General features: G+C 73.7%; 11 protein-coding genes and 1 tRNA gene. 5 read left to right on the top strand and 7 right to left on the bottom strand.

The features are described 5' to 3' along the window. Positions 1-147: 147 nt before the first annotated feature. Both pgi and ACFV04_RS39460 read right to left on the bottom strand, forming a co-directional pair. The gene (gene pgi, locus ACFV04_RS39455; RefSeq protein WP_380339152.1) at positions 148-1809 is read right to left on the bottom strand and encodes a glucose-6-phosphate isomerase; all 1662 of its coding nucleotides are present in this window, start codon (positions 1807-1809) and stop codon (positions 148-150) included. Between the two features lie 188 nt (positions 1810-1997). Then, a complete protein-coding gene (locus ACFV04_RS39460; protein ID WP_380535845.1) occupies positions 1998-3581 on the bottom strand; it encodes a Na+/H+ antiporter in 1584 nt (527 codons plus the stop codon). Positions 3582-3757: 176 nt separating this feature from the next. On the opposite strand from ACFV04_RS39460, the gene ACFV04_RS39465 reads away from it, so the two are divergent. Together ACFV04_RS39465 and ACFV04_RS39470 are read left to right on the top strand one after the other, a co-directional pair. After that, positions 3758-4666, top strand: a complete 909-nt coding sequence (locus ACFV04_RS39465; RefSeq protein WP_380535847.1) for an NADP-dependent oxidoreductase — start codon at positions 3758-3760, stop codon at positions 4664-4666. A gap of 93 nt (positions 4667-4759) precedes the next feature. Then, a tRNA-Lys gene (locus tag ACFV04_RS39470) sits at positions 4760-4833 on the top strand. 195 nt (positions 4834-5028) lie between these two features. Here the strand turns inward: ACFV04_RS39470 and ACFV04_RS39475 are convergent. Both ACFV04_RS39475 and ACFV04_RS39480 read right to left on the bottom strand, forming a co-directional pair. Continuing rightward, the gene (locus ACFV04_RS39475) at positions 5029-6219 is read right to left on the bottom strand and encodes an MFS transporter (RefSeq protein ID WP_380535849.1); all 1191 of its coding nucleotides are present in this window, start codon (positions 6217-6219) and stop codon (positions 5029-5031) included. A gap of 75 nt (positions 6220-6294) precedes the next feature. Next, positions 6295-7995, bottom strand: a complete 1701-nt coding sequence (locus ACFV04_RS39480) for a chitinase (protein WP_380535851.1) — start codon at positions 7993-7995, stop codon at positions 6295-6297. A 200-nt stretch (positions 7996-8195) separates the two neighbouring features. Here ACFV04_RS39480 and ACFV04_RS39485 point away from each other — a divergent pair, with 200 nt between their 5' ends. Further along, positions 8196-11423: a S41 family peptidase gene (locus ACFV04_RS39485; RefSeq protein ID WP_380339165.1), complete on the top strand. Its 3228-nt coding sequence runs from the start codon at positions 8196-8198 to the stop codon at positions 11421-11423. Between the two features lie 182 nt (positions 11424-11605). On the opposite strand, the gene ACFV04_RS39490 is transcribed toward ACFV04_RS39485, so the two are convergent. After that, positions 11606-11836, bottom strand: a complete 231-nt coding sequence (locus ACFV04_RS39490; protein ID WP_380339168.1) for a hypothetical protein — start codon at positions 11834-11836, stop codon at positions 11606-11608. A 192-nt stretch (positions 11837-12028) separates the two neighbouring features. Between ACFV04_RS39490 and ACFV04_RS39495 the strand changes: the two genes are divergently transcribed. Both ACFV04_RS39495 and ACFV04_RS39500 read left to right on the top strand, forming a co-directional pair. Then, complete coding sequence (locus ACFV04_RS39495; RefSeq protein ID WP_380535853.1) at positions 12029-12835, top strand: phosphoribosyl-dephospho-CoA transferase MdcG domain-containing protein; 807 nt, start codon at positions 12029-12031, stop codon at positions 12833-12835. A gap of 141 nt (positions 12836-12976) precedes the next feature. Beyond that, a complete protein-coding gene (locus ACFV04_RS39500; protein ID WP_380339174.1) occupies positions 12977-13621 on the top strand; it encodes a dihydrofolate reductase family protein in 645 nt (214 codons plus the stop codon). Between the two features lie 66 nt (positions 13622-13687). Here ACFV04_RS39500 and ACFV04_RS39505 read toward each other — a convergent pair whose 3' ends face one another. Continuing rightward, positions 13688-15754 (bottom strand): phosphocholine-specific phospholipase C, encoded by a 2067-nt coding sequence (locus ACFV04_RS39505; protein WP_380535855.1) that lies wholly within the window; start codon positions 15752-15754, stop codon positions 13688-13690. 198 nt (positions 15755-15952) lie between these two features. Beyond that, the gene (locus ACFV04_RS39510) at positions 15953-16612 is read right to left on the bottom strand and encodes a pentapeptide repeat-containing protein (protein ID WP_360253204.1); all 660 of its coding nucleotides are present in this window, start codon (positions 16610-16612) and stop codon (positions 15953-15955) included. Between the last annotated feature and the right edge of the window lie 166 nt (positions 16613-16778).

Below are 16778 nucleotides of genomic sequence, written 5' to 3' on the forward strand. Positions count from 1 at the left end.
CGCGAGAGCGAAGGGCCTTCCGGCGTTTCCGGCTCCGAACGACGGGTCGGCTCCGAACGACCGGCCGGGCCCGAACGGCGGACCGGCTCCGAACGGCGGGCGGAACGCAGCCGGGCCGCCCGCCGGAGCGGACGGCCCGGCCGGGGCTCAGCGGCCCCGCAGCTCCCGGTAGCGGGCGACCAGCTCGGCGGTGGAGCTGTCCAGCTGCTCGGCGCCCTCTCCGGTGAGCAGCACCGGCTCGATCCGCTTGGCGAGCACCTTGCCCAGCTCGACGCCCCACTGGTCGAAGGAGTCGATGTTCCAGATCGCGCCCTGGACGAACACCTTGTGCTCGTAGAGGGCGACCAGCTGGCCGAGCACCGACGGGGTCAGCTCTCCGGCCAGGATGGTGGTGGTCGGGTGGTTGCCCTTGAAGGTCTTGTGCGGGACGAGTTCGGCGGGCACTCCCTCGGCCGCGACCTCCTCCGGGGTCTTGCCGAAGGCCAGCGCCTGGGTCTGGGCGAAGAAGTTCGCCAGCAGCAGGTCGTGCTGGGCGACCAGGCCCGGGAGCAGGTCGGCGACCGGCTTGGCGAAGCCGATGAAGTCGGCCGGGATCACCTTGGTGCCCTGGTGCAGCAGCTGGTAGTACGCGTGCTGGCCGTTGGTGCCGGGGGTGCCCCAGACCACCGGGCCGGTCTGCCAGTCCACCGGGGTGCCGTCGCGGGTCACCGACTTGCCGTTGGACTCCATGTCCAGCTGCTGCAGGTAGGCGGTGAACTTGGACAGGTAGTGCGAGTACGGCAGCACCGCGTGCGCCTGGGCGTCGAAGAACGCGCCGTACCAGACGCCCAGCAGGCCGAGCAGCAGCGGGACGTTCTCCTCCGCCGGGGCGGTGCGGAAGTGCTCGTCGACCAGGTGGAAGCCGTCCAGCATCTCGCGGAAGGCGTCCGGGCCGATGGCGGTCATCAGCGAGAGGCCGATGGCCGAGTCGTAGGAGTAGCGGCCGCCGACCCAGTCCCAGAACTCGAACATGTTGGCGGTGTCGATGCCGAAGTCCTGGACGCCCCGGGCGTTGGTGGACAGCGCGACGAAGTGCTTGGCGACCGCCTCGGTGCCGGCGCCCAGGCCGTCGAGCAGCCAGTCGCGGGCGGAGACCGCGTTGGTGATGGTCTCGATGGTGGTGAAGGTCTTGGAGGCGACGATGAACAGCGTCTCGGCCGGGTCGAGGTCGCGGACCGCCTCGTGCAGGTCGGCGCCGTCGACGTTGGAGACGAAGCGGACGACGAGGTCGCGCTCGGTGTACGAGCGGAGCACCTCGTAGGCCATCGCGGGGCCGAGGTCGGAGCCGCCGATGCCGATGTTGACGACGGCCCGGATCGGCTTGCCGGTGTGGCCCTTCCACGCGCCGCTGCGGACCCGGTCGGCGAAGGCGGCCATCTTGTCGAGGACGGCGTGCACGCCGGGCACCACGTTCTCGCCGTCGACCTCGACCACGGCGCCGCGCGGGGCGCGCAGCGCGGTGTGCAGGACCGCGCGGCGCTCGGTGGTGTTGATCTTCTCGCCGCGGAACATCGCGTCCCGCAGCTCGGCGACGCCGGTGGCGGCGGCGAGTGCGCGCAGCAGCTCCAGCGTCTCGTCGGTCACCAGGTGCTTGGCGTAGTCCACGTGCAGGTCGCCGACCCGCAGGGTGAGGCGTCGGCCGCGCTCGGGGTCGGCGGCGAACAGCTCGCGCAGGTGGGTGTCGCCCAGTTCGGTCCGGTGCTTGGCCAGGGCGGCCCACTGCGGGGTGCGGTCCAGCGGGGTGCGGGAGTCGGCGCGGGTCTCCGACATCGGTGGGTCCTCGATTCATCTGGGTGCAGAAACCGGCAGGGCCAGGCGTGAGCCCCCGAGGGTGAGGGTCTCGGTGCGAGGTCGTGCGGGTACTGGTGGTGCGCCGACTCCGTTGACGGCCTGCCCGGGTTCAGCCTATGCAACCCCGGGGGCGGTCGCGCACATTCCGCCCACCGGCGGACAGGACGTCACTTCCGTTCCGAGCGCAGGTCGAGCCCGCGCAGCACCTGGTCGACCAGTTCCGGGTCGGCGCCGAGCTCGCTGCGGGCGACGAGCATCTCGCGGCGGGAGGCCGCGATCATCTCCTGCTCGACGTCCCGGGCGGCCCGCCACTGGGACAGCCGCAGCTTGGCCTCGGCGGCCTCCTCCTCGGCGTAGTTCTCCGGGCAGAGCCGGGCCAGCCGGTCGTGCTGACGGTCCCGCAGGCGGTCGGCGACCTCGGCCGGCAGCCGGTCCTGCTCCTCCAGCTCGCCGAGCCGCGTGAGCCCGGCCTTGGCGGCCCGCCACCAGAGCTGACGGACGGCCTGCTCGTGCTTGTCCTGGTCGATGTCCAGCCGGAGCCGCTTGGCCACCCAGGGCAGGGTCAGGCCCTGCACCAGGAGCGTGAAGAGCACCACGCTGAAGGCGATGAAGACCAGTCGGCCGCGCTCGGGGAAGTCCGCGCCGGAGTGCAGGGTGAGCGGGATGGCGAGCGCCAGCGCGACGGTGGCCACGCCGCGCATGCCGGACCACCAGAGGACCACGCTCTCCTTCCAGCTGAACGGGGTGTCCTCGTCGTCGCCGCTGCGCAGCTTCCGGGACACCCAGCCGGCCGGCAGCAGCCAGAGCAGCCGGACCACCACCACGACGGCGATCACCACGGCGGCGTCGCCGATGAAGCCGGTCCAGCCGCGGCCGGCCTCCTTGAGCACGGTGGCCAGCTCCAGGCCGATCAGGCCGAAGGCGACGCCGGTGATCAGGATCTCGACCACCTCCCAGAAGGCGTTGCCGACCAGCCGGTAGGCGACGGCGTCGGCGTCGGAGGCCCGCTCGGCGAGGTAGAGCGCGCAGACCACGACGGCGAGCACGCCGGAGCCGTGGATCTCCTCGGCGATGGTGTAGGCGGCGAAGGGCACCAGCAGGTTGAGCGCGACCTGCTGGGTCGGGTCGTCCAGGCGTTCGGCGAGCTTGGTGTTGACCCAGCCGAGGACGACGCCGACGACCACGGCCAGCACCGCGGACAGGACGAAGCGCAGCACCGCGCCGCCGACCGAGAAGTCGCCGCTGACCATGGCCTCGATGGCCAGCGAGTAGATGACGATCGCGGTGACGTCGTTGAACAGGCCCTCGCTCTCCAGGATCGACACCAGCCGGCGGGGCAGGCCGATGCTGCCGGCCACCGCGACGGCGGCGACCGGGTCGGGCGGGGAGACCAGCGCGCCGACCGCGATCGCGGCGGCGAGCGGCAGGGCGGGCAGCAGCCAGTGCACCGTGCCGGCCACCGCGACGGTGGTGACCACCACCAGGGCGATGGCCAGCAGCAGGATCGAGCGGGCGTTGGCCTTGAAGTAGCGCACCGAGGAGCGCCGGGCGACGGCGAAGATCAGCGGGGGCAGGACCAGCGGGAGGATCAGCTCGGGCTCGATGGTGACGTCCGGGATCTGCGGGACGATCGCCATGACGATGCCGAGCAGGGTCATCAGGACCGGTTGCGGCACGCCCGTCCTGCGGCCGAGCGGCATGGTGACCACGGAGGCGAGCAGCACCAGGAAGAACAGGGGCAGCTGGCCCACGGGGAGGTTCCTCTCGACGGACGGACGCACGGCTGAGCGCCGCCCAGGATAAATCTGACAATGCACCCATCAGTGAAGACGCGCTGAACGACCCCTTGACCTCAAGCGCACTTCAGGACCGAGGATCGGTACCGGTCGACGGGAGCCGTCGGCCGGTCGAACGGGTGGGAGCAGACATGAAGGCGGTCACCGTGACGCGGTCCGGCGGTCCGGAGGTCCTGCGGGTCACCGAGGTGCCCGATCCGCAGCCGGGTCCGGGCGAGGTGCGGGTGCGGGTGTACGCGGCCGGGGTGCAGCCGGTCGACCTGGCGATCCGGGAGGGGTTCCGGCCGCCGGGACTGACGGTCGAACCGCCGTTCGTCCTCGGCAACGAGTTCGCCGGGGTGGTGGACCGGGTCGGGCCGGACAGCGGCGGCTGGAGGGCCGGCGACGAGGTGCTGGGCTTCCGGCTGCTGGACAGCCACGCCGAACTGGTCACGGTGGACGCCGCCCAGCTGGTGGCCAAGCCCGCCGGGATGCCCTGGGAGCAGGCCGGCTCGCTCTCCGCCTCCGGCCAGACCGCGCACACCGCGCTCACCCTGCTCGGCGTCGGCCCCGGCGACACCGTGCTGGTGCACGGCGCCTCCGGCGGGGTCGGCACGGTGGCCGTCCAGCTCGCCCGGGCCCGGGGCGCCACGGTGGTCGGCACCGCGAGCGAGCGCAACCACGCGTACCTGCGCGAGCTGGGCGCGGTCCCGGTCGCGTACGGGGAGGGGCTGGTCGAGCGGGTCCGGGTGGCGGCGCCGCAGGGGGTGACGGCCGCCTTCGACGCCGCCGGGCGGGGTGCCCTGGAGGCCTCGGTCGAGCTGGTCGCCGACCGGGACCGGATCGGCACCGTCGTCGACTTCGAGGGCGCCGGACGGCTGGGCGTGCGGCTGCTGCGCACGCAGCGCACCGCCGCCCGGCTGACCGAGCTGGTCCGGCTCTGGGAGGCGGGCGGGCTGCGGCTGGAGATCGCCGAGTCCCTCCCGATGGAGCGGGCCGGGGAGGCCCACCGCCTGGTCGGCACCGGACACGTCCGGGGCAAGGTGGTGCTGACCATGTGAGGCTCCGGGCACGACGCCCCGGGGCCCCTGGCCCCCCGCCGGGCCGATTGTGTGTTTCGGCCGCTGACCAGGTAATGTTCTCCACGTCAGCAGGCGCCGCTAGCTCAGTTGGTTAGAGCAGCTGACTCTTAATCAGCGGGTCCGGGGTTCGAGTCCCTGGCGGCGCACAGACAGCCGGAAGGCCCCTTGCGAAAGCGAGGGGCCTTCCGGCATTTCCCGTGCGGTCGGCGCGCTCCCCAGCGGCGCGCTCCCTAGCGGGCGCTCCCCGGCGGGCTCGGTCACCACCGCCCCGCCCGGGCTGGTGACCGAACCGCTGTCGAACCGCCTGCTGCTGCGGCCGGACCGGGCCCAGGGGGTCGTCCTCAGCCCCGGGCCGGCGGGAAGGCGTGGCGACGGGCGGCGGCGAGCACGGCGAGGACGGGGAGCATCAGGGCGAGGACCGTCCAGGGCAGGGCGCCGGTGCCGAGGCCGTCCAGGACGAGTCCGCCGACGACCCCGCCGGCCGCCATCGCGACGTTCCACAGGGTCACCAGCACGGCCTGGGCGGCGTCCGCCCGCTCGCCGCCCGCGTCACCGAGGGCGGTCTGCAGCAGGGTCGGGACGCCGCCCCAGCCCAGGCCCCAGAGCAGCGCCGCCGCGTACACCGGCGGCGCACTGTCCGACCACAGCGCGAGGACGCCCGCCGTCACCGCGACCAGCAGTGCGCCGCCGATCGTCAACCGCCGCAGCCGGCGGTGGATGTGGGCGCCGGTCAGCCAGATGCTCGCCATCGAGGCCAGGCCGAAGACCAGCAGGACGGTGCCGGTGGCGCCGCCGAGGCCGGCCCGGTCGAGGAAGGGCGCGATGTAGGTGAACAGGATGGTGTGGGCGAGCACGTAGAGCACGGTCACCGTGAGCACCGGCACCACGCCGGGCACGGCGAGCGCGTGCCGGACCGGCACGCGCTCGCCGTCGGGCCGGCCCGGCTCCTCGGGCAGCAGCGCCGTGATCCAGCCGACCACGCCGACCGCCAGTGCCGTCATGACCAGGAACGGCACCCACCAGGCGGACATCCGGCCGAGGAAGGTGCCGACCGGCACTCCGAGCGACAGCGCCACCGGCACGCCCGCCATGGCGACGGCCATCGCCCGGCCCTGCTGCTCGACCGGCACCAGCCGGCGGGCGTACCCGGCCAGCAGCGCCCAGGCGAGGCCGGCCGCGACGCCCGCGAGGAAGCGGGCGGCGAGGGTGAGCGGGTAGCTGCCGGACACCGCGGTCACCGTGTTGGCCACGGCGAAGCCGCCCATCGCGGTGAGCAGCAGTCGCTTGCGGCCCCAGCCGGCGGTGGCCGCGGCGAGCGGGATCGCGGTGGCGGCGGAGCCGATCGCGTAGACGGTGACGGTCTGCCCGGCGGCCGACTCGCTGACGCCGAGGGACTCGCCCATGCCGGGTAGCACCCCGGCGGGCAGGTTCTCGGTGAGCGCGGTGACGAAGACGGCGGTGGCCAGGGCGAGCAGGGAGGGGAGCGGGAAGGGCTTGCGAGGTACCGGGGTCGGGAGTCGTGTGGTCGCCATGGGGACCATGCTTGGACCTCACACCGGTGTCAGGTTCAAGCGCGTCGGGTCCGAGCACGGTCCCGTTGGCGTCGGTCAGCGGCCGAAGTAGCCGTCGAAGTTCCGGGAGAACTCCTGGCCGCCGAACCGGTCCCAGTTCACCGACCAGGCCATCAGCCCGCGCAGGTTCGGCTGGGCGCCCGAACGCGGCACGTACGTCCCGCAGTTGGTGAGCTTGGTGAGGCAGTCCAGGGCCTTGTCCACTTCGGCCGGGGCGACGTAGCCGTTGCCCGCGTTGGTGGTGGCCGGCATGCCGATGGCGACCTTGGAGGCCGGCAGCGCCGGGAACACGTTGTTCGCGTTGCCCGCCACCGGGAAGCCCTTGAGCAGCATGTCGGTCATCGCGACGTGGAAGTCGGCGCCACCCATCGAGTGGTACTGGTTGTCCAGGCCCATGACGGAGCCGGAGTTGTAGTCCTGGACGTGCAGCAGGGTGAGGTCGTCGCGCAGGGCGTGGATGACCGGCAGGTAGGCCCCGGCGCGCGGGTCCTGGCCGCCCCAGGGTCCGGATCCGTAGTACTGGTAGCCGAGTTGGACGAAGAAGGTCTCCGGCGCCATGGTCAGCACGAAGCCCGGGCCGTACCTGGCCCGGAGGGTCTTCAGCGCGGAGATCAGGTTGACGACGACCGGGGTGGTCGGGTTCCTGAAGTCGGTGTCGCCGGTGTCGAGGGAGAGCGAGTGGCCCTCGAAGTCGATGTCCAGGCCGTCCAGGCCCCACCTGTCGATGATCGCCGAGACCGAGCTGACGAAGGTGTCCCGGGCGGCGGCGGTGGTCAGCTGGACCTGGCCGTTCTGGCCGCCGATCGAGATCAGCACCTTCTTGCCCTGGGCGCGCTTGGCGGCGATGGCGGCCTTGAAGTCAGCGTCGGACTCGACGGTCGGGCACTCGGTGGCCGGGCAGCGGTTGAAGCGGATGTCGCCGGAGGTGACGGAGGTGGGCTCGCCGAAGGACAGGTCGATGAAGTCCCAGGAGTTCGGGACGTCGGCCATCCGGGTGTAGCCGGCACCGTTGGCGAAGCCGGCGTGCAGGTAGCCGACCAGGGCGTGGCTGCCGGTGGGCGGGGTGGTCGGGGTGCCGGTGGGCGTGCCGGTCGGGGTGCCGGTCGGGGTCGCAGTGGGGGTGCCGGTCGGGGTCGCGGTCGGCGAGGCGGTCCCGGTGGGGGTCTGCGTCGGCGTGGGCGTCGGCGTCGGGCTGGGCGCGCCCGGGCCGTCCAGCGAGACGTCGTCCGCGTAGTAGGTGCCCTGGCCGTACCAGCCGTGGGTGTAGACGGTGGCGCTGGTCTGGGTGGCGCCGGTGGTGAAGCTGACGCTGAGCTTCTGGTACGAGCCGCCGGTGCCGGGGGTCCAGGTGCTGGGGCCGCCGCCGTCGACGCCCAGGTAGACGTAGGAGCCGTTGACGTACGCACTGAGCGTGTAGGTCGTGTTGGGGGCGACGGTGACGACCTGGCCGCACTGGGCGGTGTCGCCGGCCGTGGCCGCGCCGGCGAGCGCGTGGCTGCCGCCGTGCACCGGGGCGGTGACGACGCTGCCGGTGCCGCCGCCGCAGCTCCAGGGGCCGAGCGAGCCGGACTCGAAGCCTCCGTTGACCAGGAACTCGCCGGCCGAGGCGGCGGGGGCCAGGCCCAGGGTGACGCCGGCCAGGGTGGCCGCGGCGACGGCGGAGGCCGTGCCGGCGACGAGCGCGGCGCGACGAGCCCGGGGGCGGGCGGGTGAGCGTGGGGGCATGGATCTGCGCATGGGGGCGCTCCTGCGGTGGCACGGTCGTGGGGGACGTCCGAGGGCACGCCGGAGCACGCGCCAGTGGGGGGAACGGCCCGGCCTGGCACCCTAGTTGGACTAGACCACTGAAGTGGATCCGGCCGTACGGTGTCAATGGTCCAGACCGGTTCCGGCCTTCTCCGGTTGCCGGGTGTGACACCCCGTCGAAGGATGGAGGGGTGACCCCGCCCGGCTACCTCCGCTACCCCCACCTGCACCACGGCCTGCTCACCTTCACCGCCGAGGACGACGTCTGGATCGCCCCGCTGGACACCGCCGGCGCCGTCACCGGCCGGGCCTGGCGGGTCACCTGCGACCGCACCCGGGTCAGCCACCCCCGCTTCTCCCCCGACGGCACCACCCTCGCCTGGACCGGCTGGCTCAGCCTCACCCCCGAGGTGTGGACCGCCCCCGTCGACGGCGGCGAGGCCCGCCGGCTCAGCTTCTGGGGCAGCCAGGACACCCGGGTGCGCGGCTGGCTGCCGGACGGCGAGGTGCTCGCCGTCACCTCCTTCCACGAGCCCTTCGGCCACTACACCTGGGCGCACGCCCTGCCCGCCGACGGCTCCCCCGGCCAGCGGATGCCCTGGGGCCCGGTCGGCGACGCCCAGATGAGCCGCGAACGGACCGTCCTGCTCACCGGCGCCGCCCCGCACGAACCGGCCGCCTGGAAGCGCTACCGGGGCGGCGCCGTCGGCCGGCTCTGGGCGGACGGCAAGCGGATCCTCCCCGACCACACCGGACACCTCGCCTCCCCCATGCCGGTCGGCGGACGGGTCGCCTTCCTCTCCGACCACGAGGGCATCGGCAACCTCTACTCCTGCCGTCCCGACGGCACCGACCTGCGCCGGCACACCGACCACGCCACCTACTACGCCCGCGAGGCCGCCACCGACGGCACCCGGATCGTCTACCAGCACGCCGGCGACCTCTGGCTCCTGGACGGCCTGGACGCCCCCGCCCCGCACCGGCTGGACGTCCCGCTCGGCGGCGCCCGGGCCGGCCGCCGCCCCTACCAGGTCGGCGCCGCGTCCCAGGTCAAGGACCTCGCCTGCGACCGGACCGGCCGGGCCGGGGTGATCACCGTGCGCGGCAGCCAGTACTGGCTCACCCACAAGGACGGCCCGGCCCGCGCGCTGGCCGACACCCCCGGGGTGCGGACCCGGCTGCCGGTCGTGCTCGGGCACACCGGCGAGGCGGCCTGGATCACCGATGCGGAGGGCGCCGACGCGATCGAGGTGATGCCGCTGCCCGGGCACGAGGCGACCCCGGGCTCCGGCGGCGGGGACCGGCACCGACACCGGGTGCTCGCCGCCGGCCGGCTCGGCCGGGTCCTGGAGCTCACCGTCTCCCCCGACGGCACCCGCCTCGCCGCCTCCTCCTCGGACGGGCGGCTGCTGCTGGTCGCCACCGACGACGGAGCCGTACGCGAACTGGCCTCCTCCGAGTACGGACCGGTCTCCAGCGCCCGGTTCTCCCCCGACTCGCGGTGGATCGCCTGGTCCCAGCCGGTCGCCGGGCGCTCGCTGCGCCGGATCAGGCTCACCCGCACCGCGGCGCCCGCCCCGATCACCGAGGTCACCGACGGCCGGTTCGAGGACGAGCAGCCGGTGTTCACCCGGGACGGCCGCTACCTGGCCTTCCTGTCCTGGCGCGGCTTCGACCCGGTCCACGACGTCCACACCGGCGACCTCTCCTTCCCGCTCGGCTGCCGCCCGTACCTCGTGCCGCTCACCGCCGACACGCCCTCGCCGTTCGCCGCGCAGGCCGAGGACGGCGCCCCGCGCGGGGACGGCGGCGGCGACGGCACCGTCCGGGTCGAACCCGAGGGCATCGGCGACCGGCTGCTGCAGTTCCCGGTGATCGCCTCCAAGTACTCGGCCACCGACGCGGTGCGCGGCGGCCTGGTCTGGCTGCGCTGGCCGATCTCCGGCACCCTCGGGCAGACCTTCGCCAGCCCGGAGGACACCTCGGGCCGCCCCTCACTGGAGCACTTCGACCTCGCCCGGGGCACCCGCAGCACGCTGGTGGACAAGCTCGACGGCTACGCGGTCTCCGGGGACGGCGGCTCCGTCGTCGTCTACTCGGCCGGGACGCTCCGGGTGATCCCGGTCTCCGCGCCCTCCGCCGGCACCGGCGTCGACCTGCGCCGGATCACCCACACCGTGCACCCGGACGCCGAGTGGCGTCAGGCCTACCACGAGGCCGCACGGATCGTCCGCGACCAGTTCTGGGACGAGCGGATGTCCGGCCTGGACTGGCCCGCCCTGGTCGCCCAGTACGAACCGCTGCTGGAACGCGTCTGCTCACCCGACGACTTCGCCGACCTGCTGCGCGAACTCCTCGGCGAACTGGGCACCTCGCACGCCTACGTCACCACCTCCCGGCGCGCCGAGGGGCCCTCGCTCGCCCAGCAGCCGCTCGGCCTGCTCGGCGCCAGCGCCCACCGCTCCCCCGAGGGGCGCTGGCTGGTCGGCCGGGTGCTGCCCGGCGAGTCCTCCGACCCGCGCGCCCGCGCCCCGCTGGCCGCCCAGGGCGTCCGGGAGGGCGACGAACTGCTGTCGATCGCGGGCCGGCCGGTGGACCCGGTGCGCGGACCGCTGCCGCTGCTCGCCGGTACCGGCGGCACCACCGTGGAACTGGCCCTGCGCACCGGCGAGGACGGCCCGGTTCGGCGGATCACGGTCACCCCGCTGACCGACGAACGGCCCGTCCGCTACCAGGACTGGGTGACCAGACGCCGCTCCCTCGTCCGGGAGTTCAGCGACGGACGGTGCGGCTACCTGCACATCCCGGACCTCGGCGGCTCCGGCTGGGCGCAGTTCAACCGGGACCTGCGGCGCGAACTGGACAAGCCCGCACTGGTCCTGGACGTCCGCGGGAACGCCGGCGGCAACGTCTCCGAACTGGTGCTGGAGAAGCTCACCCGGCACGTCCTGGCCTGGGACTTCACCCGGGACCGCCAGCCGGTCCGCTGGCCGCGGCACGCGCTGCGCGGCCCGCTGGTCGCCCTCGCGGACGAGGCGACCAGCTCGGACGGCGACGTCATCATCGCGGCGATCAAGTTGCTCGGGCTCGGCCCGGTGATCGGCAACCGCACGTGGGGCGGGGTGGTCGGGATGTCGGGGCGGCACACCCTCGGTGACGGCACCCAGATCTCGGTCCCGAAGAACGCCTCCTGGTTCGGCGGCGGCCTCGGCTGGTCGGTGGAGAACCGGGGCGTCGAACCGGACGTGCACGTGCTGCGCACCCCGGGCGACTGGGCCCGGGGGCGCCACCCCGAGCTGGTCACTGCCGTCCAGCTCGCCCTGGAGCTGCTGGAGGACGCGCCCGCCGCGGCACCCCCGCCGGAGTCCACGCCCCGGCCGGACCTGCGGCGCCCGCCGCTGCCACCGCGGGAGCGGTGACCGGCGGGATTGTGGGAGCAGTTGCCGGCAGGGGTGGCCGAACCGGTGACCGGCGTAGTGGTGACCGGCGGGGCCGGTGTCGGCCCCGCCGGTCGGGGCGGCCTCGGTCCCAGGCCTCAGCCCCAGACCGTCAGCCCCAGACCTCAGCCCCGGACCTCGGCCCCGGATCTCGGCCCCAGGGATCAGTCCCAGGGGTCGCCCTCGGCCGTCATGTTCTCGGCGGCGCGCCGGTCGGCCTCCTCCTGGGAGAGCCGCTCCTGGGCCATCCGCTCCTGCGCGTCCCTGCTCCGCTCGACGTCGTCGCCGAACGCGTCGACGGTCTCGTCGTGGGCGAGCGCGGCCCGCTGGGCGGCGTCCTCGCCGGTGGCCTCGTGGTGCGGCGGCCGGTGGAACAACCTGTCGAAGATGCCCATGACTCCTCCTCCGGAGGGGAATGTCGGAATACCGGGCTGCCCCCACTCTCACACCGTGACCGGGCCGACGCACCTCGGGCCCGGTTGAGCCCTTGGTCCCTGGTGGACGCGCCCAACGGCCGTAGCCGGGCGGTGCCCGGCGGGCGCAGGGTGGAGCCGTCGGCCGAACTGACGCCACCGTTGGAGCCCGCTGTGACCGTCGTCCATCCCGCAAACCCCGCCCGGCGCACTGCCGAGGACCCGCACGACGGACCGCGCCGACGGGTCGGCCCGCTGGCCGCGCTGGACGGGCGGCTGCCCGGCGCCCACGACCTGCTGCTGATGCAGTGCCCCAGTTCGCTGCGCCCGCTCGCGGGCGGCGAACTGCCGGACTGGGCGCGCGCCGTGCTGCGGGTGCACCCCTGGGTGACGGTCGGCCGGGCGCCGGCGGTGGTCGGCAGCCCGGCGGACCTGCCGCACCCGCAGCGCTGCACCCGGGACCCGGAGGCCGCGCCCGAACTGTGGTTCCCGGTGACCGTGCGAGGCCCGCGCCCCGGGCAGCGGCTGGACGCACTCGCGCCCTGGGCGGCGGTGGCCCGGACGCTGCGGCCCGAGCAGCTGGCCGAGCGGCGCCGGCGGCTGGCTCCCGAACGGCTCACCGGGATCCCGGCGCTGGCCCTGCTGCCGGAGGTCGGCCGGCTGGTGGCCGACCACCGGATGCCCTGGGGCCCGATCGGCGCGGTCGGCTACGAGCTGGGCAGCGGGGTGCCGGTGACCGGGCCGCTCAGCCCGCTGCGGCTGGTGCTGCGCTCGCCGCAGCCGGTCAGCCGACGCGACGCGCTGCAGTTGCGGCGGGCGCTCACCAAGCTGCCGGTGCCGGTGCAGGCCGCACTGGAGACCCGGCACGGGTCGGTGCAGCTGGCCGAGTACGCGGCGGGGGTGCACACCCTCACCCTGCTGACCCCGTACGGCCCCCGGGAGGTCCACGACCCCTGGTTCCCCCGGGGCCCGTTCGCCTGACGGCCCGCCCGCCGGCCCCCCGCGCGCAGTCCCGGAGAAGAACGACCCGCCGCCGATGTCGATCCGGCCGGGTCGGCTCCGACGTCCTCGCGTGCGGCGCCCCGCCGCACGCTGACGTGACGAGACCCGGCGAGGAAACCCGTGGACCAACTGCTCAGAGTGATGAACTTCAACGTCTCGGCCGACGGGATCGGCGCCGGTGAGCACCAGAGCCTGGAACGGCCGTTCGGCCTCGACGGCCCCGAGCGGCTGTTCGCGTGGGCCGGAGCCACCGCGAGCTGGCCGATGCGGACGGACCCCGGGGGCAGCCGGGGCCTCGACGACTACTTCACCCGGGACTTCGCCCGCAACATCGGTGCCGAGATCATGGGCCGCAACAAGTTCGGGCCGCAGCGCGGGCCCTGGCAGGACCACGAGTGGCGCGGCTGGTGGGGCGCGGAGCCCCCGTTCCGCACTCCGGTGTTCGTCATGACCCACCACGGGCGTCCGTCGATCACGCTCTCCGACACCACGTTCCACTTCGTCGACGGCGACCCGGCCGCCGTCCTCGAACGGGCGCGGGCAGCGGCGCAGGGCAGGGACGTCCGGCTCGGCGGCGGTGTCACCACGATCCGGCAGTTCCTCGACGCCGACCTCGTCGACACCCTGCACGTGGTGGTCTCCCCGGTGGAGCTCGGGTCCGGGCTGCGGCTCTGGAAGTCCCCCGACGAGTTGCTCGACCGGTTCCACCTGGAGGTCGTGCCCAGCCCGAGCGGCGTCACGCACCACCTGTTCTGGCGCAAGTGACGCGAGGGGCCCCACGACCCGCCGTCGGGTCGTGGGGCCTCGGTGCTCACGTGCCGGCGCCGGCCGTCAGCCGCTGACGCTGGGCGCGCCGGTCTCCAGGTGGCCGGTGAACCGCTGCGACCAGCTGCTGTCGGCGTCCACCGTGACGGTGAAGTCGTACCAGCCGTTGGTGTAGGCGACGGCGTTGAAGTAGTCGCTGACGCTGCCGCCGGCCGGGACCTGGTAGGTCCAGGGGCCGTCGGTCCGGTAGTTGTTCGGGGCGATGGTGAAGGTCATCGGGGTGCTGCCGTTGTTGGCCAGCTTGAACCAGAGGGCCAGCTTGCCGGTGCCGGCCTCCACCGCGTACGAGGCGGTGACGGCGGCGTTCTTGCCCGCCTTCGTCGCGTCGCCCTTGAAGCGGCGCAGGAAGCGGTTGGGGCCGACGACGGTGAGGTCGTACGGGCCGCCGCCGAAGCCGGTGCCGCAGTTGAAGAAGTCGCTGGTGCTGCCGCCCGGGTCGACGGTGTACTGCCAGGGGCCGCCGCTGCGGTAGGCGTTGGCGTACGCCGCGAAGTGTGTGGACTTGGAAGCGCCGTTGGCCATGGCGATCCAGACCTTCATCACCCCGCCCGAGCCGAACTCCAGGTGGTCCAGGTTGGCGTTCGGCTGGTACGGCAGGGCGCGGGCCGGGCGGGTGCCGGACTCCTGCAGCGGCAGCTGGTTGTTCACCGGGGCCGGGTTGGGCAGCGGGCCGCAGGCGGAAAGGCCGATGGTCTGCGAGGTGTCGGGCAGCGCCGGCAGGCCGTACACCGGGTTGGCGAAGTCGAACACGCTGGTGAGGTCGCCGCAGACGCGCCGGCGCCAGTCGCTGATGTTCGGGCTGGTGGCGGGCCTGCCGAGGGCGGCCGTCCAGACCTCCAGGAAGCGCAGCACCGAGGTGTGGTCGAAGGTCTCGGAGTTGACCCAGCCGCCGCGGGTCCAGGGCGAGACCGTGATCATCGGGACGCGGAAGCCGAGGCCGATGTTGGTGCCGTTGTAGAACTCGCCCGGAGTGCCGGCCGGGGCGACCGGCGGCGGCACGTGGTCGAAGAAGCCGTCGTTCTCGTCGTAGTTGATGAACAGGACGGACGAGTCGTAGACGTTCGGGTCCGCGTTGAGCGCGTCGATCACCATGTGGACGAAGTGCGCGCCGTCGGCCGGGGTGGCGTACGGGTGCTCGGAGGAGGCCTGGTCGGGGACGATCCAGGAGACCTGCGGGAGGGTGCCGGCCAGCACGTCGGCCTTGATCGCGGCGGCGATGTCGTCCGGGGTCCTCCCGGTGACCTTGGGCACCGAGCCCATGCCCTTGACGGCCAGCGGGCTGCCCGCCGCGGCGCCGGAGAACTGGTTGAAGTAGGCGAGGGCGTTGTCGCCGTAGTTGTCGGCGGCGTTCTGGTAGACCTTCCAGCTGACCCCGGCGTTCTCCAGGGCCTCGGCGAAGGTCTGCCAGCGCAGGCCCTTCTCGTCGCCGCCGTCGTAGGCCGGGCCGCCGGCGGCGCCGGACGGGTCGATCTGACCGGACCAGTGGTAGGTGCGGTTGGGGCCGGTCGCGCTCAGCACCGAGCAGTGGTAGGCGTCGCAGATGGTCCAGTTCTCGGCCAGCGCGTAGTGGAACGGGATGTCCTGGCGGGTGAGGAAGCCGAGCGTGCGCACGTTGCCCTTGGCCGAGACCCAGTTGTCCATCTTGCCGCTGTTCCACGCGCTGTGCTGGTCGCCCCAGCCGTGGCTGAGGTCGCCGTTGCACTGGGCGAGGCGCTCCGGGTCGGCGCCGCCGGCCGGCTTGGTCTGGCTGAACTGCCACGGGTACTGGCGGCTGAACAGGCCGTTGGGCTGGTTGAAGACGCTGTAGCCGCCGGCGATCTGGATCGCGCTGCGGTCGGCGAAGCCGCGCACTCCGCGCAGCATGCCGAAGTAGTGGTCGAAGCTGCGGTTCTCCTGCATGAGGATCACCACGTGCTGCACGTCGTTGATGGTGCCGGTCTGCCGGAGCGTGGTGGTGGAGGCCACCGCGGGAGCGCCCGGGGCGGCGCCCGCGGCACCGGTGCCGGCCACCGCGAGACCGGCCGCGGCCGCCCCGGACAGCGTGACGAACTTCCTACGACTCAGCTCGGCCATCAGCCCGGCCCGTCCCTTCGCTGGCGATGTTGTGTACACAAGTCGGGGCTCACTCGATCGCGGAGAAGTCTCCACCGGTGCGGGGCGGGCCACCAGATGCGCGCAGCAGGTTTGGCGGACTGTTCGTCCTGCGGTCACCGAGCGACGTCGGGCTGAACGCGGGACGGAAACGCCGGGGAGGGACGGAGGGGGATCCGGTCAGCGGTCCTCGACCTCGATCCCCAGTGCCTGGGCGAACTGCGGCGCCAGCTCCAGCAGCTGGGGGGAGCTGATGACCGCGCCGCGCAGCCCCTGGTGACCGTCGGCCAGCCCCAGCCGGACGGCGCCGCGCAGGTCCGTCCTGCTCAGCGTCGCACCGCGCAGCCGGACCTCCTCCAGTGTCGAGCCGGGGAAGGACACCCCGGTCAGCTTGGCCTCGCCGAAGTCCACGTCGCGCAGCAGGCAGTCCTCGAAGACGACGTCCCGCAGCACGGCCGACCGCAGGTTGACCGCCTCCAGCTTGCAGCCGCGGAACACAACCCGGCGCAGCGCCGAGCCGTACCCGGCGACCCCGGCCAGCACGCCGCCGACGAAGGCGCTGTCCTGCCACTCGGAGTCGCTGAGGTCGCAGGCCACCCAGCGGCCGGCCTGCACCCAGACCTCGTTGAACCGGGCCTGGCGCAGCTTGACCCCGCTGAGCGCGACACCGGTGAAGGCGCACTCCAGGAAGGCCGCCCCGGCGCCCGACTCGTCCGTGTGCTCGCCACCGTCGAAGTGGACGGTGTCGTACCGCTCGTCGCTGCGCAGCGGCCCGGTGTGCGGGCGCAGCAGTTCGGCGTACGGCAGGTCGTCGAGCCGGTCGGGGGCGGAACGGGGCATGGGGCACCTCGCGGTCGGGGCGGTCGGGTCTCGCCCGCATGCTCGCACGCGGCACCGACAACGCCCCGCACCGACGACGCCCGCACCGGCGACACGTCGCAGCGACGTCGTCCGCGCCGAGCGGGACCGGGACCGGCGCAGCCCCGGGCCGGCCGCGGGTGGCGGC

It is taken from the genome of Kitasatospora sp. NPDC059599 (assembly GCF_042735125.1).
Classification (GTDB): domain Bacteria; phylum Actinomycetota; class Actinomycetes; order Streptomycetales; family Streptomycetaceae; genus Kitasatospora.